18 protein-coding genes are annotated in these 22,233 nt (G+C 64.4%); 9 read left to right on the top strand and 9 right to left on the bottom strand.

Features of this window, described 5'->3' with window-relative positions:
• Positions 1 to 27: 27 nt before the first annotated feature.
• Positions 28 to 1,419: a Si-specific NAD(P)(+) transhydrogenase gene (sthA, locus tag IQ16_RS01005; RefSeq protein ID WP_018644316.1), complete on the bottom strand. Its 1,392-nt coding sequence runs from the start codon at positions 1,417 to 1,419 to the stop codon at positions 28 to 30.
• Positions 1,420 to 1,568: 149 nt separating this feature from the next.
• Between sthA and IQ16_RS01000 the strand changes: the two genes are divergently transcribed.
• Entirely contained in the window at positions 1,569 to 2,981 is a 1,413-nt protein-coding gene (locus IQ16_RS01000) for an MFS transporter (protein ID WP_018644317.1), read from the top strand.
• 141 nt (positions 2,982 to 3,122) lie between these two features.
• Positions 3,123 to 4,301: an extracellular catalytic domain type 1 short-chain-length polyhydroxyalkanoate depolymerase gene (locus IQ16_RS00995; protein WP_026312189.1), complete on the top strand. Its 1,179-nt coding sequence runs from the start codon at positions 3,123 to 3,125 to the stop codon at positions 4,299 to 4,301.
• Between the two features lie 225 nt (positions 4,302 to 4,526).
• Here IQ16_RS00995 and IQ16_RS00990 read toward each other — a convergent pair whose 3' ends face one another.
• Positions 4,527 to 4,829 carry a hypothetical protein gene (locus tag IQ16_RS00990; protein ID WP_145831151.1) on the bottom strand — a complete coding sequence of 101 codons (303 nt, stop codon included), beginning with the start codon at positions 4,827 to 4,829 and terminating at the stop codon, positions 4,527 to 4,529.
• Positions 4,830 to 4,971: 142 nt separating this feature from the next.
• On the opposite strand from IQ16_RS00990, the gene IQ16_RS00985 reads away from it, so the two are divergent.
• Entirely contained in the window at positions 4,972 to 5,346 is a 375-nt protein-coding gene (locus tag IQ16_RS00985; protein WP_018644320.1) for a winged helix-turn-helix transcriptional regulator, read from the top strand.
• A 4-nt stretch (positions 5,347 to 5,350) separates the two neighbouring features.
• On the opposite strand, the gene IQ16_RS00980 is transcribed toward IQ16_RS00985, so the two are convergent.
• Entirely contained in the window at positions 5,351 to 6,043 is a 693-nt protein-coding gene (locus IQ16_RS00980) for an MBL fold metallo-hydrolase (protein ID WP_018644321.1), read from the bottom strand.
• Positions 6,044 to 6,179: 136 nt separating this feature from the next.
• Positions 6,180 to 7,292: a vWA domain-containing protein gene (locus tag IQ16_RS00975; RefSeq protein WP_018644322.1), complete on the bottom strand. Its 1,113-nt coding sequence runs from the start codon at positions 7,290 to 7,292 to the stop codon at positions 6,180 to 6,182.
• A 257-nt stretch (positions 7,293 to 7,549) separates the two neighbouring features.
• Between IQ16_RS00975 and IQ16_RS00970 the strand changes: the two genes are divergently transcribed.
• Complete coding sequence (locus IQ16_RS00970; protein ID WP_018644323.1) at positions 7,550 to 9,148, top strand: alpha-amylase family glycosyl hydrolase; 1,599 nt, start codon at positions 7,550 to 7,552, stop codon at positions 9,146 to 9,148.
• Between the two features lie 174 nt (positions 9,149 to 9,322).
• Here IQ16_RS00970 and IQ16_RS00965 read toward each other — a convergent pair whose 3' ends face one another.
• Positions 9,323 to 11,023: an alpha-amylase family protein gene (locus tag IQ16_RS00965; protein ID WP_018644324.1), complete on the bottom strand. Its 1,701-nt coding sequence runs from the start codon at positions 11,021 to 11,023 to the stop codon at positions 9,323 to 9,325.
• 241 nt (positions 11,024 to 11,264) lie between these two features.
• On the opposite strand from IQ16_RS00965, the gene IQ16_RS00960 reads away from it, so the two are divergent.
• Positions 11,265 to 11,753: an MmcB family DNA repair protein gene (locus tag IQ16_RS00960; RefSeq protein WP_018644325.1), complete on the top strand. Its 489-nt coding sequence runs from the start codon at positions 11,265 to 11,267 to the stop codon at positions 11,751 to 11,753.
• A gap of 404 nt (positions 11,754 to 12,157) precedes the next feature.
• Here the strand turns inward: IQ16_RS00960 and IQ16_RS00950 are convergent, their stop codons facing one another.
• Together IQ16_RS00950 and IQ16_RS00945 are read right to left on the bottom strand one after the other, a co-directional pair.
• Positions 12,158 to 12,712: an ActR/PrrA/RegA family redox response regulator transcription factor gene (locus IQ16_RS00950; RefSeq protein ID WP_018644326.1), complete on the bottom strand. Its 555-nt coding sequence runs from the start codon at positions 12,710 to 12,712 to the stop codon at positions 12,158 to 12,160.
• A 103-nt stretch (positions 12,713 to 12,815) separates the two neighbouring features.
• Positions 12,816 to 14,138, bottom strand: a complete 1,323-nt coding sequence (locus IQ16_RS00945) for an ActS/PrrB/RegB family redox-sensitive histidine kinase (protein WP_018644327.1) — start codon at positions 14,136 to 14,138, stop codon at positions 12,816 to 12,818.
• A gap of 107 nt (positions 14,139 to 14,245) precedes the next feature.
• On the opposite strand from IQ16_RS00945, the gene IQ16_RS00940 reads away from it, so the two are divergent.
• The 4 genes from IQ16_RS00940 to IQ16_RS00925 all read left to right on the top strand — a co-directional run bounded on the left by IQ16_RS00940 (position 14,246) and on the right by IQ16_RS00925 (position 18,581).
• Positions 14,246 to 15,049 carry an ABC transporter ATP-binding protein gene (locus tag IQ16_RS00940; protein WP_018644328.1) on the top strand — a complete coding sequence of 268 codons (804 nt, stop codon included), beginning with the start codon at positions 14,246 to 14,248 and terminating at the stop codon, positions 15,047 to 15,049.
• 205 nt (positions 15,050 to 15,254) lie between these two features.
• Positions 15,255 to 16,073, top strand: coding sequence for an ABC transporter permease (locus IQ16_RS00935; RefSeq protein ID WP_018644329.1), 819 nt, complete (start codon positions 15,255 to 15,257; stop codon positions 16,071 to 16,073).
• Between the two features lie 121 nt (positions 16,074 to 16,194).
• On the top strand, positions 16,195 to 17,523 hold the full coding sequence (locus tag IQ16_RS00930) for a polyhydroxyalkanoate depolymerase (protein WP_018644330.1): 1,329 nt from the start codon (positions 16,195 to 16,197) through the stop codon (positions 17,521 to 17,523).
• 218 nt (positions 17,524 to 17,741) lie between these two features.
• A complete protein-coding gene (locus IQ16_RS00925; protein ID WP_018644331.1) occupies positions 17,742 to 18,581 on the top strand; it encodes a M48 family metallopeptidase in 840 nt (279 codons plus the stop codon).
• 183 nt (positions 18,582 to 18,764) lie between these two features.
• Here IQ16_RS00925 and IQ16_RS00915 read toward each other — a convergent pair whose 3' ends face one another.
• Together IQ16_RS00915 and IQ16_RS00910 are read right to left on the bottom strand one after the other, a co-directional pair.
• Positions 18,765 to 19,424 carry a hypothetical protein gene (locus IQ16_RS00915; protein ID WP_018644332.1) on the bottom strand — a complete coding sequence of 220 codons (660 nt, stop codon included), beginning with the start codon at positions 19,422 to 19,424 and terminating at the stop codon, positions 18,765 to 18,767.
• 483 nt (positions 19,425 to 19,907) lie between these two features.
• Entirely contained in the window at positions 19,908 to 22,124 is a 2,217-nt protein-coding gene (locus IQ16_RS00910; RefSeq protein WP_018644333.1) for a transglycosylase domain-containing protein, read from the bottom strand.
• Between the last annotated feature and the right edge of the window lie 109 nt (positions 22,125 to 22,233).

The following is a 22,233-nucleotide window of genomic DNA, read 5'->3' as shown; positions in this document are numbered from 1 at the left end:
CGTGCGGGGAGAGGCGAAAGCCCGCCGCTACCGCGTCATCCTGTTCCACGCATCCAGGCCGGCGATCTTGTAGGCCTCGGCCAGCGTCGGATAGTTGAACGTGTTCTGGATGAAATAGTCGATCGTGCCCTTGAGGTTCAGGACGGCCTGACCGATATGGATCAGCTCGGTGGCGCCTTCGCCCAGAATATGCACGCCGAGCAGGCGGCGGGTCTTGGTCGAGAAGATCATCTTCATCATGCCGCTGTTCAGCCCCATGATGTGGCCGCGCGAGGTCTCGCGGAAGCGGGCGATGCCGACCTCGTAGGGAATGCCGCGCGTGCGCACCTCTTCCTCGGTGAGACCGGCGGTCGAGATTTCCGGCACCGAATAGATGCCGTAGGGAAAGAACTCCGGCGGCGCCAAGGGCTCCATGCCGAGCGCATGGCAGGCCGCGACGCGGCCCTGCTCCATCGACGTCGAGGCAAGGCTCGGAAAGCCGATCACGTCGCCGGCGGCGTAGATGTGCGGCACGCTGGTCTGCAACGTGACAGGATCGACCGTGATGCGGCCGCGGTGGTCGACCGCGATGCCGGCGGCCTCGAGGTTGAGCCGGTCGGTGGCGCCGACACGGCCCGCGGCGAACAGCAGCATTTCCGTGGTGACGTGGCGCCCGTCCGACAGATGCGTGACGATGTGACCCTGCGCATTCTTCTCGATCGACGTCACCTTGGAGCCGAGCCGCAGCGCGACATTGCGATCGCGCAGCTCGTGCATGAACTCGTCGATCAATTCCTTGTCGATGAAATCGAGGAAGGTCGGCCGCGGCTCGATCAGGGTCACGGGCACGTCGAGTGCGCTGAAGATGGTGGCGTATTCGACGCCGATCACGCCGGCGCCGATCACGGCGAGGCTGCGTGGCAGTTTCGGCAGCTCGATGATCTCGTCGCTGTCGAGCACGCTGGTGCCGTCGAACGGCACGTAGTCGGGGCGGAACGGGCGCGTGCCGCAGGCGATCAGGATGAAGGCGGCGGACACCACCTTGGTCTCGCCGATTGAGCTCGTGATCTCGACCTCATGCGGCGAGACCAGGCGCGCCTCGCCATTGGCGGTGCGGACGAGGTTGCGGCTGAACTGATGCTCGAGCACCTCGACCTCGTGATCGAGCGTCTTCTGCAGCCGGGTCATCAGGTCGCTGGCCGCGATGTCCTGCTTCACCCGATAGGAGCGGCCGTAAAAGCCGCGCTCGCGCCAGCCGGACAGGTTCAGCACGGTTTCGCGCAGTGTCTTCGAGGGGATGGTGCCGGTGTGGACGGAGACGCCGCCGACCCGCCGGCCTTTCTCCACCACCAGCACGGACTTGCCGAGCTTGGCGCATTGCACCGCGGCCCGGCGCCCCGACGGGCCCGAGCCGATCACCACCATGTCGTAGTCGTACATCGGAAGACTTCCGAACCCCTGCAAATCCAGCGGGAACCGACATGCAGCAATCGGGCCAAAGCGACAAGTCCTACCTCCGAGGTAATCGCGCGGATGACCGCGATTTGCGAGGCTTGCGCGCAAATAAATCGCCGAAGGTTCGCGCGAAAATGCATCAAACCGTCACAAAGCCAATCGACTCGACCCGCCGCTGGTGGGTGCTGGCGATCGTCGTCGCCGCCCAGTTCATGTTCGGCGTCGATGCCTTCATCGTGAACGTCGCGATCCCCACCATCGCGGTGGATCTGAAGGCGTCGCCGGCGCAGATCGAATCCGTCATCGCGATCTATCTGATCGCCTATGCCACGCTGGTCGTCACCGGCGGCCGGCTCGGCGACATCCACGGCACCAAGACTGTCTTCCTGGCCGGCGTACTCGGCTTCACGGCGACCTCGCTGTGGTGTGGCCTTGCGCAATCCGGCGTCGAGCTGATCATGGCGCGGCTGGCGCAGGGCGCGACCGCGGCGCTGATGGTGCCGCAGGTGCTGGCGACGTTGCATCTTTTGTTCACCGACGAGACGCGCAGCCGCGCCTTCGCCGTCTACGGTATCGTGCTCGGGCTTGCGGGCGCCGCGGGCTTCCTGCTCGGCGGCGTTCTCGTGTCGCTCGATCTCGCCGGCACCGGCTGGCGGTCGGTGTTCTTCGTCAACGTTCCCTTTGGCCTCGTCATCGCCGCGGCCGCCTGGCGCATCATGCCGTCGGTGCCACGACGGGCCGGGACCAGGCCCGACGTCAAGGGCAGCATGGTGTTGTTCGCGGGATTGTTGTGCCTGATCGGGCCGCTGCTGTTCGGTCATGATGTCGGCTGGGCGCCATGGCTGTGGGCCGTGATGGCGATCGGGGGCGTGATCCTCGCGGCCTTCCTGAAGCTCGAACGTGCGGTCGCGCGAGCCGGCGGCATGCCGCTGATCGACCTCACGCTGCTGGCGGACGCGGCTTTTCTGCGCGGGCTTGGCGCAGCCTTCTTTTTCTTCGTCGCCAACCTGTCGTTCTATCTGGTCATGACGCTGTTCATGCAGCGCGGCCTGAAGATTCCGCCGCTTGTGGCCGGCATGGCCTCCATTCCACTTGCCATCGCTTTCGTCGTGGCCTCGCGTCACAGCGGCGCGAGGGCGCGGCATCGCGGCACCAAGGTGCTGATCGAAGGCTGCGCGTTGCAGATCGCAGGCCTCGGCGCGCTCGCGCTTCTTGTGCTCTATGTTGACACGCCGTCGCCGCTCGCACTCGCGCTCACCATGAGCATCTTCGGATATGGCCAGGGACTCGTGATGGCCCCGCTGTCCGGCGCCGTGCTCTCGACTGTCAAACCTGTCGCCGCAGGCTCGGCCTCCGGCATGTACGGCACGACGGCACAGATCGGAAATGCGGCCGGAGTGGCCGCAATCGGCGCGGTATTCTTTGCGATCGAATCATTGCAATCAGCGCGCGCAGGATTTCTCGTCTCGCTCGCGCTGTTTGTGACGTTAATCATGATCTGCACCGTATTTCTGACGTGGATGCGCCGCGCATCTGCATCAAGTTGAAGCATTGCGGTTAATGCGTGCGGATTTCTGCTGAATTTCCAGTGATTTTCGCGAGATCGACAGCACACGGCCTTTTTATTTCGCAATGCAGCAACTATCTGGTTGGGCTGTACGTTGAACGTCGCCCACCAGGAAATTGCCGTGTCGTTAGCAAGAAATGTCGATTTGTTGAGACGTCTGCCGAAGCTGGACGGTCTGCGCCTTGCCGAGTTCGGCCGGAGCCCTGATTCATCCAGCCCGCTGGAAGAGATCACGGGCTTCGGCGACAATCCCGGCGCCTTGCGCATGTTCGCGTTCGTGCCGGCGCAGCTGCAGAAGCCGCGCGCGCTGGTCGTCGTGCTGCATGGCTGCGGACAGACGGCGGCGGGTTACGATCTCGGTGCCGGCTGGTCGACGCTCGCGCGGCATTACGGCTTTGCGCTGCTGATGCCCGAGCAGCAGCGCGTCAACAACGGCAACACCTGCTTCAACTGGTTCAATCCGGAAGACACCGCGCGGGACAGCGGCGAAGCGCGCTCGATCCGCGAGATGATCGCGCATATGGCGGATGCACATCGCATCGATCCCAGGCGCATCTTCATCACCGGCCTCTCCGCCGGTGGCGGCATGACGTCGGTGATGCTCGCGACCTATCCGGAAGTCTTTGCGGCTGGCGCGATCATCGCCGGACTGCCTTACGGCATCGCGTCGAACTTGCGCGAGGCGCTGGACGGTATGTTTTATTCGCCGCAGAGGCCCGATCGCGAACTCGGCGATTTCGTGCGGCGCGCCTCGAACCATCGCGGTCCCTGGCCGAGGATCTCGGTGTGGCACGGCAGCGCCGACCGCACCGTCAATCCCGGCAATGCCAACGAGATCGTCAAGCAGTGGCTCGACCTGCACGATCTGCCCGCCGTGCCGATGGCCGAGACCAATGTCGACGGCTATCCGCGCCAGGCCTGGTGGAACAAGGACGGCGAGACGCTGGTCGAGTCCTACGCCATCACCGACATGGCCCACGGCACGCCGCTTGGGCTGGCCGACAACGACCAGCGCTACGGCATAGAGGGCGCGTTCCTGATCGAGGCCGGCATCTCCTCGTCCTATCACATCGCGAAGTTCTTCGGCCTGACCGGCTGGATCGCGGAGGCGAAGAAGGCGGCGAAGCCTGCTACTCCGGCAAAAGCGGCTCCGGCGCGCTCACCCGCTCCGCATCTCGCCCGCTCGATCCGCGCGAAGGTCGCCGAAGAAGCGGCCGAGCCGAAGCAGGAGGCATCCCGCGGCTTCGATCTCGGCCAGATCATCACGCGCGCCCTGACGGCGGCGGGATTGATGAAGTAGCTCCTCTGTCGTCCCGTAAGCGATACAAACTGCGCTGTCGTCCCGGACAAGCGCGCCCCAAGCGCGCGCCGATCTGGGACCCATACTCCCAGAACCAAGTGAGGCGCGAAGGCGTAACTCCTAGTCCCCGTAACCACATCTCCTTGTGGTTATGGGTCCCGGATCTGCGCTTGCGCTTGTCCGGGACGACGGCGGAGTTTGTAGCGGCGCCAATCGCGTCAGCGACTACCCCGTCTGATCGATCACCTCGATCGGCGTCACCGTCACCTCGCCGCCGGCGACTTTCCGCGTCGTCTCCTGATAGGCCCTGAAGAAGTCGCGCGATTGCAAAGCCTTCTGCGCTGCATCGTCGCTGACGCTGGCGAGGTGGAAATAGCTGCCGTCGTCGCGGGCCTTCAGGACGCGATAGCCGATCCGACCCTTCAGTTCCGGATCGCCGTCGATCGCCTTGATGAAGCGGCCGATCTCCCGGTGCCATTCCTCCGTCGTACCGTTCTTGAACTGGTATCTGATCATGAAGTGCTTCATGTGACGCTCCCTGTTCGTCATGTGCGTCATCATCTGCGCCTTGCGCGCGTTCTCGCAAGTATGGACAAAATTGATAGTATGGACTTTTTCGCGATCGATCCTATCCTCGCATCTGGCTTGGCTGGCGCATGGAGGAGACGACATGGCGAAGGCAAGAGCGATCCCGCCGCGCGCCTGTCCGGTCGCGGCGTTTCAGAAGATGATCAGCGGCAAGTACAAGCTGCGCATCGTCTGGGATCTCAAGGACGGCCCGCGCCGCTACGGCGAGATCAGGAGCGGCCTGCTGCGCGGCGCTGAAGGCAGTGCCGAGATCACCCCGCGCGTGCTCAGCCGCGAATTGAAGGCGCTGACGATGAGCGGCCTGATCGACCGCAAGGATTTTGGCGAGGTGCCGCCGAAGGTGGAGTATCGCCTGACGCGGAAGGGTAGGAGCTTCGTCCCCGTGGTCGCAGCGATCCGCGAATGGGGTGAACGAAACCTCGGCGAGACAGCGGCGCTCGCAGACGCCGCTGAGTAAAAAGCTACATCTCGCCGGTGATGAACGGATTGGTCATCCGCTCCTGGCCGATGCTCGAGCCGGCGCCGTGGCCGCAGATGAAGCCGACATCGTCGCCGAGCGGCAGCAACTTCGTCTTGATCGAGTCGATCAGCGTCGCGTGACTGCCGCCGGGCAGGTCCGTGCGTCCCACCGAGCCCGCGAACAAGACGTCGCCGACATGGGCAAAGCGCAGGTCCTTGTTGAAGAACACCACGCTGCCCGGCGAGTGGCCGGGGCAGTGCAGGATGTCGAACGACAGGCCGCCGATCGACACGCTGTCGCCTTCCTCGAGCCAGCGGTCCGGCGCGAAATTGCGCACGCCGGTCATGCCGAAGCGCGCGCCGCTCTCGACCACGTTGTCGAGCAGGAACTTGTCGGCCTGATGCGGCCCCTCGATCGGCACCTTCAGCGCATCGCGCAGGTCCGCCGCGCCGCCGACATGGTCGATATGGCCGTGGGTCAGCCAGATCTTCTCCACGGTGACGCCGGTCTGCTTGATCGCATCCAGGATCTTCGGCACATCGCCGCCGGGATCGATCACCACGGCCTTCTTGCTGGGCTCGTCCCAGATGATGGTGCAGTTCTGCTCGAACAGCGTCACGGGAACGATGATCGCGCCCGCCTTGGCTTGCGAGGAGTCCTGCGAGGAATCTTGGGTGTCATTTTGCTCGGTCATGGCGCCACAATGCCGATTTTTGCTGCGGCGCCAAGCAAAATAGTCGTGCGTGCCCGCCGGGGAACGGCAGACCGTCCCCGAGGGAACGGCAGACCGCCCCCGAGGGAACGGCAGGCCGTCCCCGGGGGCGCCGCTGTTACCGCTTGATCTGCGCCTTCAACGTCTCCTGCACGACCCCGTCGAAGGACGACGTCTTCGGTGACTTCACCGCCTGATCGGCGATGTACTTGTCACGCTTGGCGACCAGCGCAGCGAGCTTCTCGTTCAGCGCCTTTCGCTGCTCGATCTGCTTGGATACCTCGGCCTCACGCTGCTCGGGTTTCATCGCGCGCAGATTCTCGGGCAGGTCGGCCTCAGCGACCGCGGTAACGCTTGTCCTGCCCTTGGCGGCATCGGCGACGAGATCGCCGCCGCCGGTCACGGCTTCCGCGGTCGATGCGGATCGCTTGCCGATATAGCTCGCCATGTCGGCGGCCGTTGACGGTGCAGAGGCCGCCACGCTGGCCGACTGCCGCATCTTCAGCTCGGTATGCTTCTGCCGCTCGCGCGGGCCATAGGGGATCACCGTGCCGTTGAGCTGCTGCTGCAGGATGATGATGTCCTGGTCGTACGGGGTCTCGATGATGACGATCTGCCCGCCGTCCTGCGGAATCGGGATGAAGCGGCCGTTGCCGATCTGCGCGATGTCACGCCACACCCGCTCGGTGTCGCGGGCATCGCCGGCGAGCACGGCATTGACGATGATGTCCTTCTGCTTGGCGACCGCGAGCGTCGTCGGATATTTGGTGTCCTGCGCATAGTCCATGTGCGGCGGCGCATCGCCGACCAGAAACACGATGTGCCTGACGTCGCTGCCCGTCGTCCATTGCAGCTTGTTGACGGCAACATCGAGCGCCTCGTTGACGCTTTCCGGCCAGTCGCCGCCGCCGCGCGCCTTCAACTCCAGGAGATTGGCGTAGAGATCCTGAATGTCGCGGGTCAGCTCGATCTTCGACGTCACGTAATCGTCACCGATGTCGCGATAGGCGACGAGGCCCATGCGGATATCGGCGTCCGGATTGGAATCGACGATCGTCGTGGCGATCGACCAGATTTTTCGCTTGGCGCCCTCGATGAGGCGCGCCATCGAGCCCGTGGTGTCGAGCACGAAGGCGACCTCGACGGTCGGCTTGGCGAAGGCAGGAGAGGTCGAGAGCGGCAGGGTGGCGAGAGCGAAGGCGAGCGAGCACAGTGTGATGCGTGACCTCATGGGTCCCTCCAGTGGTTTCGTCCCTCGGAACCAAGGTTCCACTGGCATCGCGGTGGGTTGTGGCCGGAACGTAGGCGCAACTGCCGCGAAATTGCGGCGTTTCCCGGGGAACCCTGGGCCTGCGGCGTCAGAGGACGGCCTGCCGCGCTGCACGCGTCACATCGCCGTCCCAAAGCCCTGTTGGTTTGTCCCCTTCTCGTGAACCGTTGGCGCGATCCGGCGTTGCTGTCCGCGCGAAGTACATTCGGGGGACGATCTTGGCTCAGAGCGACGACAATTGGTGGCGCGACGGCGTCTTCTATCAGATCTATCCGCGCTCCTTTCAGGACAGCGACGGTGACGGCGTCGGTGACCTCGCCGGCATCCTAAGGCGGCTGCCTTATGTGAAATCACTCGGCGTCGACGCGATCTGGCTGTCGCCGATCTTTCCCTCGCCGATGGCCGATTTCGGCTACGACATCTCCGACTATACCGGCATCGAGCCGCTGTTCGGCACCATGACGGATTTCGACGCGCTGCTCGCCGCCGCCCATGACAGCGGCCTCAAGCTGATCCTCGACCTCGTGCCGAACCACACCTCGGACCAGCATCCCTGGTTCGTCGAGAGCCGCTCTTCGCGCGACAATCCCAAACGCGACTGGTACATCTGGCGCGATCCGAAGCCGGATGGCAGCGCGCCGAACAACTGGCTCTCCGAGTTCGGCGGCAGCGCGTGGGCGTTCGACGAGACCACGGGGCAGTATTACTACCACGCCTTCCTCGCCCAGCAGCCGGACCTCAATTGGCGCAATCCCGATGTCCGCGCCGCGATCTACGACGTGATGCGGTTCTGGCTGGAGAAGGGCGTCGACGGCTTTCGCGTCGACGTGATCTGGCACCTGATCAAGGACGCCGAATTCCGCGACAATCCGCCGAACCCGCATTATGTCGAGGGTCGGCCGCCGAACGAGAAGATCCTCACGCAATATTCCACCGACCAGGACGAGGTGCATGACGTCATCGCCGAGATGCGGCGCGTCACCGATGCATATCGCGCGCGCGTCTTGATCGGCGAGATCTATCTGCCGCTGCACCGCCTGATGGCCTATTACGGCAACGACCTCACGGGTGCGCAGATGCCGTTCAATTTCGCGCTGCTCTCGACCTTCTGGAGCGCGCGCTCGATCGAGACGATCATCGAGGATTACGAGAAGGCGCTGCCGAAGAGGGCCTGGCCGAACTGGGTGCTCGGCAATCACGATCGCCCGCGCGTGGCGAGCCGGGTCGGTTCCGAGCAGGCCCGCGTCGCCGCCATGCTGCTGCTGACCTTGCGCGGCACGCCGACGCTTTACTATGGCGACGAGATCGGCATGCATCAGCTTGCCATCGCGCCGGAGGACGCGCGCGATCCCTTCGAGAAGAACGTGCCCGGCATCGGTGTTGGCCGCGACGGCTGCCGCACGCCGATGCAGTGGGATTCGTCGCAGACCAGCGGCTTCTCCGGTGTAAGGCCATGGCTGCCGCTGCCGGAGGACCATATCCACAACAACGTCGCCAATCTCGAAGCCGATCCGCGCTCGATCCTCAGCCTCTACAAGCGTCTGATCGCGTTGCGAAGCGAATGCCTGCCGCTGGTCGCCGGCGACTATCATCCGATCGCGGCGCAAGGCGATCTCCTGATCTATCGCCGCGTAGCCGGAGACAGGGCGGTGATCGTGGCGCTCAATCTGGGGCCGGAGCCGATCGCGGTGACGACGAGTGCGATAAGGTTCGGCAGCGAGATTTTGATTTCGACGTTTCTGGATCGCGAGGGGGAGCGGCTGGAGGGTGTGCTGGATCTGCGCGGGAATGAGGGGGTGGTGGTGCAATCACCCTAACCGTCGTCCCGGGGCGCGACGCAGTCGCGAGCCCGGGACCCATAACCACAGGGAGTAGTTTGGCGAAGACTCGGAGTGACCGCTTGTGCCTCAAACAACTCCCTGTGGTTATGGGTCCCCGCCTTCGCGGGGACGACAGTGGAGGATGTGACTACAGCGATGCACGCAGCGTCATCACCCCGCACGCTTCTTCCCCCGCACCGTCGCTTCGTCGATATCGCTTCGCTTCAGCAGATAATCCAGCCCGCCGACGCGGTACCAGCGATAGCCATAGGGCTCCAGCACCACGCGGTGCTGGCCGCGCTTGTCGGCGTGGCTGTGGTCTTCCGCGAGCAGATTGATGAGGTGCGCGCCGGTCTCGCCTGATAGTCCCGCCGAGAACGCGATCTCGCGCGGCTTTTCGTCGAGATTGTGCACGAACAGCACGGAATTGTTGCGCCAGTCGTAGCGCATGATGAAGACCGCGGGATCGCGAACGGGAATCACCGTGAAATCGCCCCAGCCGACCTCCGGCACTTCCTTCCGCATGCGGACGATGCGCTCGGTCCAGTTCAGCATGGAGTTGGGATCGCGCCGCTGCTTGGCGACGTTGACGTGTGGAAAGCCGTAAGGTCCCCCGTCGATGACAGGGCAGGCCGGCTTGTCGCTCTTGGTGAAGCCGCCATGCGGCTCGGTCGACCATTGCATCGGCGTGCGCGCGCAATTGCGCTCGGGCTGCGAGAGATCGTCGCCCATCGCGATCTCGTCGCCGTAACGGATCACAGGCGTTCCCGGCAGCGTGCACATCAGGCTGTAGGCGAGCTCGAGCCGCCGCCGGTCGCCGCCCAGCATCGGCGCGAGGCGGCGGCGGATGCCGCGGTCGTAGAGCTGCATGTCCTTGTCGGGACCGAAGCATTTGAACACCGTGTCGCGCTGCGCCTTGGTCAGCCTGCCGAGATCGAGCTCGTCGTGATTGCGCAGGAACAGGCCCCATTGCGCCGAGGCCGGCCGCGGTTTCGTTGCTTTCAGCGCCTTGGCCAGCGGACGGGAATCCGCGGACGCCAGCGCATAGAACAGGTGCTGGTTGACGTGGAAGTTGAACATCATGTGCATGCGGTCGGCATCGCGGCCGAAATATTCCATGTCGGTTTTCGGCAGCACATTGGCTTCGGCGAGGATGATCGCGTCGCCCTGCCGCCATTGCAGGAATTCGCGGAAGGCGCGCAGCATCTCGTATTGCTCGACCGGCTTCTTCACCTTCGCGCCCTTGGTTGCGATGATGAAGGGCACGGCGTCCATGCGGAAGCCGGAGACGCCGAGCTGAATCCAGAAGCCCATGATCTTGAGGATCTCGGCCTGCACGTGCGGATTCGACGTGTTGAGATCGGGCTGGAAATCGTAGAAGCGATGGAAGTAATACGCGCCGGCTTCCTTGTCGCGCGTCCAGGTGGATTTCTGCACGCCGGGAAACACCATGCCCTTGTTGGCGCCGGCCGGCTTCTTGTCGGACCAGACATACCAGTCGCGATAGGGCGAGCTCTTGTCGCGCCGCGCCTCCTTGAACCAGTGATGCTGGTCGGAGGTGTGGTTGACGACGAGGTCGATGATGATTCGGATGCCGCGCTGCTTGCAGCCGTGGGCGAACTCGACGAAATCGCCGAGCGTGCCATAGCGGGAATCGACGCTGTAATAATCGGCGATGTCGTAGCCGTCGTCGCGGCCGGGGGAGGTCTGGAACGGCATCAGCCAGATCGTGGTGATGCCGAGGCCGTGCAGATAATCGAGCCGGCGCAAGAGGCCCTTGAAGTCGCCGATACCGTCGCCGTTGGAGTCCATATAGGAGCCGACGGAGAGGCAATAGATCACGCCGTTCTTGTACCAGAGATCGTCGATCATGCGCGCGCAGCCGGTGGTTCCGCCGAGGTACGGCGGCTGCGTGATAAGTGCGTGGGGAAGGGGAGGTTCCCGAGTGTCGTCCCGGCGCAGGCCGGGACCCATACCGCGTGATCTATCGATGGAGCGCGGTATTCGTACCGCGGAATGGCCCACCACAAGTCTTCGCCAAACTCTCCCTGTGGGTATGGGTCCCGGCCTACGCCGGGACGACATCGGGAATGGAATCGGCTAACCTCCCGCCATGGACAACACCGCCCGCATCGCCCTCGTGCCGCCGCCGGACCGCCGCCAGTCGGAAACGGCGCTCGCGATCGCGCGCGGCACGGCGCGGCTGTTACGTTCGCTCGGCTTCACCTGCATCAGCGAATTGCCGCTGCCCTCGGGCCGGCGCGCGGATCTCGTGGCGCTGAACGAGCGCGGCGAGATCTGGATCGTCGAGATCAAGTCGTCGGTCGAGGATTTGCGCGCCGACCAGAAATGGCACGAATACCGCGCCCATTGCGACCGGCTGTTCTTCGCCTTCACGCAGGATCTGCCCTGCGAGATTTTTCCTGAAGACACCGGCCTGATCATCGCAGACGCCTACGCTGCGCACATGCATTGCGAGGCGCCCGAGCACAAGCTCGCCGCCGCCACGCGCAAGCAGATGACGGTGCGGTTCGCGATGGCGGCGGCGCTTCGGATCAATCGCCTGGTCGATCCGCAAGGGCATGCGGATTTCTGGGAGTAGGACGCTCTCGTGTCCCGGACGCGCTGCAACGCGTAGCGTTGCTGCGCTGAGCCGGGACCCAGAAGGCGGCAACTCAAACTGAAGCGTGGGCCCCGGCTCTGCAGCGCATCACTTCGTGCTGCGCCGCGTCCGGGGCACGAGCTGCCGTAGGGTGGGCAAAGCCAAGCGTGCCCACCAAACCAGTCGATCATGATCGGAGAGAAATGGTGGGCACGGCGCTGCGCGCCTTTGCCCACCCTACGAGACCTGTTTCCTACGCGATCTGCCGACCCGTCATCCTGAGGTGCGAGCGCAGCGAGCCTCGAAGGATGCACGGCCCCGATGCAGCCGGGCCGTCGCCCTTCGAGGGCCGCCGAAGAGGCGGCCACCTCAGGGTGACGGTGAAAGAGAGTGGAGCGCGGAAATTACCTTGGCGCGCGCTTGGCCAAAATACGTTGCAGCGTGCGCCGGTGCATGTTGAGCCGGCGCGCCGTTTCCGAGACGTTGCGGTTGCACATCTCGTAGATGCGCTGGATGTGCTCCCAGCGCACGCGGTCGGCGGACATCGGGTTGGTCGGCAGCTCGGACTTCTCCGCGCTGGTCGAGAGCAGTGCCGCGACGACGTCGTCGGCATCCGCGGGCTTCGAGAGATAATCGATCGCGCCCATCTTCACCGCGGTCACGGCGGTGGCGATGTTGCCATAGCCGGTCAGCACGATCGCGCGTGCATCCGGGCGCTTCTTCTTCAGCGCCGAGACCACGTCGAGACCATTGCCGTCACCGAGCCGCAAGTCGACAACCGCGAATGCGGGTGCTGCCTTGCCGATCTGCGCGAGACCGTCCGAGACGGTGTCGCACGACGTCACCGAAAAGCCGCGGGTCTCCATCGCGCGCGACAAGCGCTCCAGAAACGGCTTGTCGTCCTCCACGATGAGAAGCGAGCGGTCGGCCTGTTCATTCAGTTCGGCGATGGCGTTCAAGGTGTTGTCCTCTCTCCAGCGCGTTTACATATGGCCTCGCAATCGGGCGGTGCCAAGGCCGCCAATGGTCGATCGGCCCATTTGTGCGACGCAAGGTCGCGGTCTATCCTATTGTTTCTTCGAGCGTCTCGATAGCCTCAAAACGCGGCCTGGGCCACGTGATGTGCACCACCGCGCCGTGTTCCGGGAAGATCCGGTTGGTAAACGAGACCTTGGCGCCGGTGCGTTCGAGCAGCGTGCGTGCGATGAACACGCCGAGGCCGAGGCCGCGCCGCTCGCCGCCGCCGTCATCCTGGGTGCGTCGCCGCGACAGATACGGCTCGCCGATCCGGTTGAGGATGTCCGGCGGAATACCCGGGCCGTCGTCGGAGATCAGGAGTTCGATCGTGTCCTTGTTCCACCAGGCGTTCACCTCGACGGTGGTGTGGGCGAAATCGACGGCATTCTCGACGATGTTGCCGAATCCGTAGAGGATCGCCGGGTTGCGAGAGCCGACCGGCTCGGCGGCCGCGGCCACTGCGATCCGCACCTTGATGTCGACGCCGAAATCGCGGTGCGGAGCCACCACCTCCTCGATCAGCTCCGACAGCTTCATGCGGTCGAACGGTGCGCCGGTGGAGGAGAGCTGGGTGATCTTGCTGAGGATGTCGCGGCAGCGCTGGGTCTGCTCGCGCAGCGTCTTCAGGTCTGCGGCAAAGATCGGATCCTTCACCGTCTTTTCCAGCTCGCGCGAGATCAGGAAGATGGTCGCGAGCGGCGTGCCGAGCTCGTGCGCGGCCGCGGCGGCGAGGCCGTCGAGCTGGGTCAGATGCTGCTCGCGCGTCAGCACCAGCTCGGTCGCGGCCAGCGCGTCCGCGAGCTTGCGCGCCTCCTCGGTCACCTGGAACGAGTAGAGGCTGGTGACGCCGATCGCGAGCACGATCGAGAGCCAGACGCCGACGAGATAGATCGGCGGCAGCACCAGCGGATCGTCGGAATCCCAGGGCAGCGGCAGATGGAAGAAGAACAGCACGGAAGCGCAGGCGACGGCGAGCAGGCCGAGGCCGAAGGTGAAGCGGGCCGGCAGCGCCGTCGCCGAGATCAGCACGGGTGCGAGAAACAGGAACGAGAACGGGTTCTGCAGTCCGCCTGTGAAGAACAACAGCCCCGCCAGCTCCACGATGTTCAGCGCCAGCAGGCCGGCCGCCTGCATCGGCTCCAGCCGCTGCATCGGATTGGCAGCGGTCTGGAGGCCCAGATTGAGCGCAGCCGACAGCGCGATGATGCTGACGCAGGGGACGATCTCGACGTTGAACTCCAGCCCCTGCGCCACGATGAAGATCGCAGCGAGCTGGCCCAGCACCGCGAGCCAGCGCAGCCGCAGAATGGTGTCGAGGCGGATGTGCCGCTGCGCGTGGCGGAAGTCGGATGCGGCAATTTCGGTCATATCGGCCAATGTGGCGGTGCCCTCTCGATCACAAACGCTGGGCTCACGGAACCACCCCGATTACAAGCCTTGCGCTATCAGCTGCAATAGCAGAAGAACGGCCCAGCATGACCGAGAATGACAAGGCTTCAAGTCGGCCGACTGTCGCGGAGCACGTTTCCTCCGCGGCGATTGCGGTCGATCACCTCGTCAAGGTCTACAAGCAGACCCGCGCCGTCGACGACATCTCCTTTTCGCTGCCGCGCGGCAGCATCACCGGGCTCCTGGGCGGCAACGGCGCCGGCAAGACCACGACCATCGCGATGATCATGGGCCTGGTGCTGCCGACCTCCGGCCGCGTGCAGGTGCTCGGGCATCGCATGCCCGAGGAGAGCGCTGCGGTGCTGGGGCGGATGAATTTCGAGAGCCCCTATGTCGACATGCCGATGCGCCTCACGGTGCGACAGAACCTCACCATCTTCGGCAAGCTCTATGCGGTCAAGAATCTGTCCGACCGCATTGCGGAGCTCGCCGACGATCTCGACCTCACCGATTTCATCGACCGCGCCAACGGCAAGCTCTCGGCCGGCCAGAAGACCCGCGTTGCTCTCGCGAAAGCGCTGATCAACCAGCCCGAGCTGCTCTTGCTGGACGAGCCGACGGCATCGCTCGATCCTGACACGGCCGACTGGGTCCGGGCGCATATGGAGCGATATCGCAAGCAGAACAACGCCACCATCCTGCTGGCCTCGCACAACATGCTCGAGGTCGAGCGGCTCTGCGACCGCGTCATCATCATGAAGCGCGGCCGCATCGAGGACGACGACACGCCTGCAGCCATCATGACGCGCTACAACCGCACCACCCTGGAGGAGGTGTTTCTGGACGTCGCCCGCGGCCGCGTGAACGGTGCGAAGGAGGCGGCAAGATGAGGCGTAGCTGTAATCGTAGCTGCCGTAGCCCGGGTGGAGCCCCGTCATTCCGGGGCGCGCGGAGCGCGAGCCCGGAATTCATAACCACAGGCTGCGGTTGTGACGCGAGACGGTCAACTCCGAGCCTTCGCCAAATTCAATCCTGTGGTTATGGATCCCGGGCTCGCGACTATGTCGCGCCCCGGGATGACAGCGGGAGGGCGCCTTGACCGAGCTCTCCCTCCACCGCGGCATCTCGCCCCACCGCATCGGCGCGATGATCCTGCGCTACTGGTACCTGCTGCTGTCGTCCTGGCCGCGGCTGCTCGAGCTCCTGTATTGGCCGGCGCTGCAGGTCATCACCTGGGGCTTCATCCAGTACTACATCGCGGAAAACGCCAGCTTCTTCGCGCGGGCCGGCGGCACGCTGATCGGCGCCGTCATCCTCTGGGACATCCTGTTCCGCGGCCAGCTCGGCTTCTCCATCTCGTTCCTGGAGGAGATGTGGGCGCGCAACCTCGGCAATCTCATGATGAGCCCCTTGAAGCCCATCGAGTTTCTGCTGTCGCTGACGGTCATGAGCCTGATCCGGCTCGCCATCGGCATCGTCCCGATGACGCTGCTCGCGCTGTTCCTGTTTCACTTCAACGTTTATGCGCTCGGCCTGCCGCTGATCGCCTTCTTCTGCAATCTGATCTTCACCAGCTGGTCGGTCGGCATCTTCGTCTCGGGGCTGGTGCTGCGGCACGGCCTGGGTGCCGAGAGCATCGTCTGGACCTTGATGTTCGCGATCATGCCGCTCGCCTGCATCTACTATCCCGTCAGCGTGCTGCCGGTCTGGCTGCAGTATGTCGCCTGGGCGCTGCCGCCGACCTATGTGTTCGAGGGGATGCGCGCGCTGCTGATCGAGAACACCTTCAGGATCGATCTGATGCTGGAGGCGTTGGTCATCAATGCTGTACTTCTGGTTGCTTCTTTTGGGGCATTCCTTGCCCTTTTGCGCAGCGCCAAAAAGCACGGCTCGCTGCTCTCGGGCGGTGAATAACGTCACTTTCTCGTGGATTCAGGCTGATTTAGCCGTCTGCGCTCCGTAGATGTACGGAACCATGCATTGACGCAATATTACGCATTCGGCAGTATGCTGCGATGCGAAGAGGATAATAGCGATGCCTATTGGTGAGTTTGGCGGCGCCCCGCCCCTGGCTGCAGAAGGCAGTCCGGTCCTGACGACGCCGATGTACTGGATGTACGAGATGGCCCACGCCTCTCTCAATCCGGCCCGTGCAGTCACCGACGCGACCAAGCTGCTGTTTCAGAATCCCCTCAATCCCTGGGCCCGTACCGAGGTCGGCAAGTCGGTCGCCGCGGCCTGCGAATTGTTCGAGCGCACCACGCGCCGCTACGGCAAGCCGGAATGGGGCCTCGACGACACCGAGGTCAACGGCATCCGCGTCCCCGTCGAGATCCGTTCGGTCTGGGAAAAGCCGTTCTGCCGACTGCTCTACTTCGATCGCAAGTTCACCCGCCCGCTGCGCAGCCCGCAGCCGCGCGTGCTGATCGTGGCGCCGATGTCCGGCCATTATGCGACGCTGCTGCGCGGCACGGTCGAAGCCTTCCTGCCGGCGCATGAGGTCTACATCACCGACTGGGCCGATGCCCGCATGGTGCCGCTCAGCGAAGGGCGCTTCGATCTCGACGACTACATCGACTACATCATCGAGATGCTGCACGTCCTCGGCGGCAACACCCATGTCATGGCGGTGTGCCAGCCCTCAGTGCCCGTCGTCGCCGCCGTCTCGATCATGGAAGCCCGCCGCGATCCGTTCGTGCCGACCTCGATGACGCTGATGGGCGGCCCGATCGATACGCGCCGTAATCCGACCGGGGTGAACGACCTGGCCCAGCAGCGCGGCATCGACTGGTTCCGCAACCACGTCATCACCAAGGTGCCGTTCCCGCATCCGGGCATGATGCGCGACGTCTATCCGGGATTCCTGCAGCTCAACGGCTTCATCAGCATGAATCTCGACCGGCACATGGACGCTCACAAGCAGCTGTTCGCCAATCTGGTGAAGGGCGACGGCGACCTCGTCGACAAGCATCGCGACTTCTACGACGAATATCTCGCGGTGATGGACCTCTCGGCCGAATATTACCTGCAGACGGTCGACACCGTGTTCGTGAAGCACTCGCTGCCGAAGGGCGAGATGACCCATCGCGGAACTCTTGTCGATCCCTCCAAGGTCACGCGCGTGGCGTTGATGACGGTCGAAGGCGAGAACGACGACATCTCAGGTCTCGGTCAGACCGAAGCGACGCACGGTCTGTGCAGCTCGATCCCCGATCATCGCCGCGTTCATTACGTCCAAAAGGGCGTCGGACATTACGGCGTGTTCAACGGATCGCGTTTCAAGTCGGAGATCGTGCCGCGGATTCACGACTTCATGGTCTCCGCTGCGAATCCGAGCTCGTTGCAGGCTCTCGCGGCCGAATAATCCTGAATTTCGGCTTTCCCGTCGAAATTTCCGTCCCTGCCGGAGCCTCCGGCAGGGGTAAGTTCCCTCCAGATTCGCGGTATTTAGGTAGCGTCATAGGAGTGAGTCACCCCTCACCCCTTGGGGATGTCGCATGCGTCCAGCGGGGGCGAAAAAAGCCGGTTCCAACCCCAGTCTGTAGGGTCTCCCGGACTGAAGAACCCCTGTATATTGGGCAAATGATTTGTTTTTGCGCCGAGCGCTTTCCCTGGCGGTGGTTATGGCAGAATCCGGGCGAACTCCTGCCCCCCGGACTCACAGACATGGCCACTCGCGCACTCCTCTATCGGCGGCCCCACGAACCGAAGACCCTCGTCATCACCCATGGATCGCAGTTTTTTGCGATCCGGCTGCGCCGGCACAGACGCGCGCGCCGCTACACGCTCAGAATTCATCCGAGTGATCGCGAAGCCATCCTCACCATGCCGCCGCGCGGCACGCTGGCCGAAGCAAAAGACTTCGCGACGCGTCACGGCGCGTGGATCGCGGCACGTCTCGGCCGTCTGCCGAAGGCTGCACCGTTCCAGCCTGGCACAGTGATACCGCTTCGCGGCACGCCCCATCGCATCGTTCATCGCGCAGGCACCCGTGGCACGGTGTGGACCGAGACGCGCGACAGCGGTGAAAAGATTCTCTGCGTGGCCGGCGGTCTCGAACATGCCGACCGTCGCGTCCATGACTTCCTCAAGCGCGAGGCGCGCCGCGATCTTCAGCGCTCGGCGGAGGCCTATGCCGCCGAGCTCGGTGTCAGGGTCAAGCGGCTCTCGATCCGCGATCAGTCCAGCCGCTGGGGTTCCTGCACCTCGGCGGGCTCGCTGTCATTCTCCTGGCGCCTGATCCTCGCGCCACCCTTCGTGCTCGACTATCTCGCCGCCCACGAGGTCGCCCATCTCGTCGAGATGAACCACTCGGCGCGGTTCTGGCGCGTGTGCGGAAAAGTCTGCCCGTCGATGGAGCGCGCCAAGAAGTGGCTCGACACGCACGGCAATGACCTGCACCGGTACGGGGTCGAGGATTAGGGCGCGCTTCTGACCACCCACGGTGTCGTCCCGGCGAAAGCCGGGACCCATACCGCGTGATCTATCGGTCGCAGAAGGACGCAGTACCGAACGACGAGTCTTCGCCAAACTTCTCCCTATGGCTATGGGTCCCGGCGTTCGCCGGGACGACACCGTAGGTGGAGCAAGAGATCGTCTCTTCACTCACGCACTGAGATCCGCACTCGTCCCCGCCTGCGCGCGTGACGCCAGATAGCGCGCTTGCTGCTGCGCGGTCGCCCTTTGCCCCTCCGCCAGCATCGCCTGGAACGCCGCGTCGAGTTGCTCGCGGCTATAGGTCGTGGACCTGCCCTCACGCGGTGTCCATTGCGATTGGGTGATCGCGGTCGGTGCCTTCTCGACGGTGCCGCCAAGCCGCTCGGCGTATTGGTCGGCCCGCCACTGCGCCAGATCCGGTCCGCTCAGGCCGGGAGGATCCTCGAGCTTGCCGATCTCTGAGGCCGCTGCGTTGGTCATGGTCGAGGAGCCGCCATTGTACAGCGTCGCCACCACCTTGCCGTCAACTTTCACCTGGGCGTAAATGTTTTCGGGTGCGTCGTCCGAGACGCCGGGTTGAGCTGCACCCGTGTCGTGGGCCATCAGCCAGTGCATCGCCATCAAGTCGTGCAGGAAGGGATCATCCGCAGCCGATATCAGCTTGGCGCCTGTCAGCGGCTTGACCTGGGAGCCGTCAATCCGGAAGCCGCCGGTCGCAGCTTGGGTCGTATCCTCAACGACCGGCTGGAGACCCGATGTCGCATTTGAAGTGGACGTTGATGCGGGCCGCAGATGAGGCAACACCGCGCTGGATACACCCGAAATCATGGAACGCTCTCCGGTTATTCACTCAACCTATGGGAGCAAATCCCGGGCCGCTGACGGAAGCCTGAAGAGATTGATGTTTTTACGCCCAGCGAGCCGCCGGCCCCGGTCGATCTTGCCGCGCTAGGCAGGACTTGCCGAAGCGGTGGCGGGAGTTGCGCGGGTGACCCAGTCCAGCAAATGCTGTCATCGCCCGCGCAGGCGGGCGATCCAGTATTCCAGAGGCAGCAGTTATAGAGCCGAGAGGCCGCGGCGTACTGGATTCCCCGCTTTCGCGGGGAATGACAGCGGAGGACGAGGCAACATCGGCGCGTCTCGCGCGATTCTCGCCACGCTTCGCGACGATTGCGCCGATCGCCTGATTAACCCCGCCGCATCAAACGCTTCGAACGATCCACCCAGCGTCACGCCGGATGTCACGTTCTACTGTGCATGGGGTTGTTTTCGCAGTTTTTGTTTTGAGGCCATTGCGGCCCCAGCCCGCAGCTAGCGATTGCCGCCGAACAGCCGGTCCATCAGCCAGCCATCGAGCCCGGCCGCGGCTTCCGGCCGCACATTGGCGCGCGTGGGCGGCGGCGGGCGATAGCCGCCGGCGCTCGCCGGTGCCGGTCCCGGCGCGGCTGCCGTCGGCGGCGACACTTGCGAGGCCGCCTGCGCGAGGTTCGACAGGCCCCAGCCGCCTGGTGAGCTCGGCAAGTTCGCGACGGGCACGCCCTCGTGCGCCGTCTTCATGAAGCGCGACCAGACCTCGACGGGCAGGCCGCCGCCGGTGGCCTTCTTGGTCGGCGAGTTGTCGTCATTGCCGAGCCAGACGCCGGTGACGAGGTTGGCGGTGTAGCCAATGAACCAGGCGTCGCGATAATCCTGGCTGGTGCCGGTCTTGCCGGCCGCGGGCCAGCCGGGAATCTCCGCCTTCTTGGCAGTGCCTGATATCAGCGTCTCGCGCATCATCGCATTCATCATGCCGACATTGCGGGGATCTATCACCTGGTTCCGCTCGTCGGGCTGGCGCATGTAGAGCAGCTTGCCGCTGAGCGTCCTGATTCTCGTGACGACATGCGGCGCCACCGCGAAGCCGCCATTGGCGAAGGGCGCGTAGGCGCCGACCAGCTCGACCACCGAAACCTCGGAGGTGCCGAGGGCGATCGAGGCATTGGGCTCGAGTTTTGACGAGATGCCGAGCCGGTGCGCGGTGCGCACCACGTTCTTCGGCCCGACCTCGAGGCCGAGGCGGATGGCGACGGTGTTGAGCGACATCGCCAGCGCCTGCGTCAGCGTCACCGCGCCGAAATATTCGTGGGTGTAGTTCTCGGGCTTCCAGCCCTTGACCTCGATCGGCGCGTCCTGGCGCACGGTATCCGGCGTCAGCCCCTGCTCGAGCGCGGTCAGGTACACGAACGGCTTGAACGAGGAGCCTGGCTGACGCCTGGCGGTGACCGCGCGGTTGTACTGGCTCTCGGAATAGTTCCGCCCGCCGACCATGGCGCGTACGGCGCCATCAGGCGTCATCGCCACCAGCGCGCCCTGGCTGACATTGAACTTCACGCTCTTGGCCGCGAGCTCGTCGATGATGGCGGCTTCCGCCACGCTCTGCAGCTTCGGGTCGATCGTGGTCTCGACCTTGATGCTCTCATCGATCTGGCCGACCAGATCGTCCAGCACTTCGCCGATCCAGTCGGCGACGTAATTGACCGTGCCGGCGCCGGCCGGCTTCACATTGTAGGAAGGATGGCCGATCGTGGCCTGCGCCTGTGCCTCGGTGATGAATTTCGCATCCGCCATCGCCGTGAGCACGATCTGCGCGCGCGCTTCGGCGCCTTCGGGGTTGCGGTTCGGGGCAAGGCGCGACGGCGATTTGACCAGGCCGGCCAGCATCGCGGCTTCGGCGACGGTGACGTTCCTCGCCGACTTGCCAAAATACTTCTGCGCGGCGGCTTCGACGCCGTAGGCGCCGGAGCCGAAATAGACGCGGTTGAGATAGAGCTCCAGAATCTCGTCCTTGGAGTGCTTGCGCTCGAGCCAGATCGCCAGCTCCGCCTCCTGCAGCTTGCGCTGCATGGTGCGCTCCTGGGTCAGGAACAGGTTTTTGGCAAGCTGCTGCGTCAAGGTCGAGCCGCCCTGCGACACGCCGCGATGGAGCACGTTGGTGACGAGCGCGCGCAGGATGCCGATGGGGTCGATGCCGAAATGCGAATAGTAGCGGCGGTCCTCGATGGCGATGAAAGCCTTCGGCAAGTAAGGGGGCAGGTCCTTCAGCGCGACATTGGCCCCGGCCATCTCGCCGCGCTGCGCCAGCATGCTGCCGTCGATGCCGACGATCTGGATCGTCGGCGGACGCTTGGGGATTTCCAGCGACTGGATCGGCGGCAGATGGGCGCCGACATAGATCACGACGCCGATCACGGCGATGACGCCCCACAGGCTCAGCACCGCGCCCCAATAGACCAGGCGGCCGAGGCCGGCACCGAACCGCGACTTCGATCGGCGCTTGGCACCGCTGCGGCTGGCCGGTGCCTTGCGCTCGCGCGGCGGCTCGTCGCCGGCATCCTCGCTCTTGCGCTTGGCGGATGATTTCGCTGATTTCTTCGGCTTGTCCTCGCCGCCGGGAATGCGGTCCGCAGCCGTCAGGCGCAGATCGGCGAGCGCCGCGGGCAAGCCGAACAGCGGCTCCTTCCGCCCACCCTTTTTCTTTCCCCACGCCATACGCAAATACGCCCGGTCAGCCCGCCCCGCCGCACGCTAGCGGTCGCTGTTTAAGGCCGGGTTACCCCGGCGTTAACGCGCGATTAGGAGGTGCGGCATTCGCCCGCCG

It is taken from the genome of Bradyrhizobium huanghuaihaiense (assembly GCF_007830635.1).
GTDB classification, from domain to species: domain Bacteria; phylum Pseudomonadota; class Alphaproteobacteria; order Rhizobiales; family Xanthobacteraceae; genus Bradyrhizobium; species Bradyrhizobium huanghuaihaiense.
The sequence above is the reverse complement of the archived record's forward strand: the minus strand, read 5'-3'. Positions and strand labels throughout refer to the sequence as shown.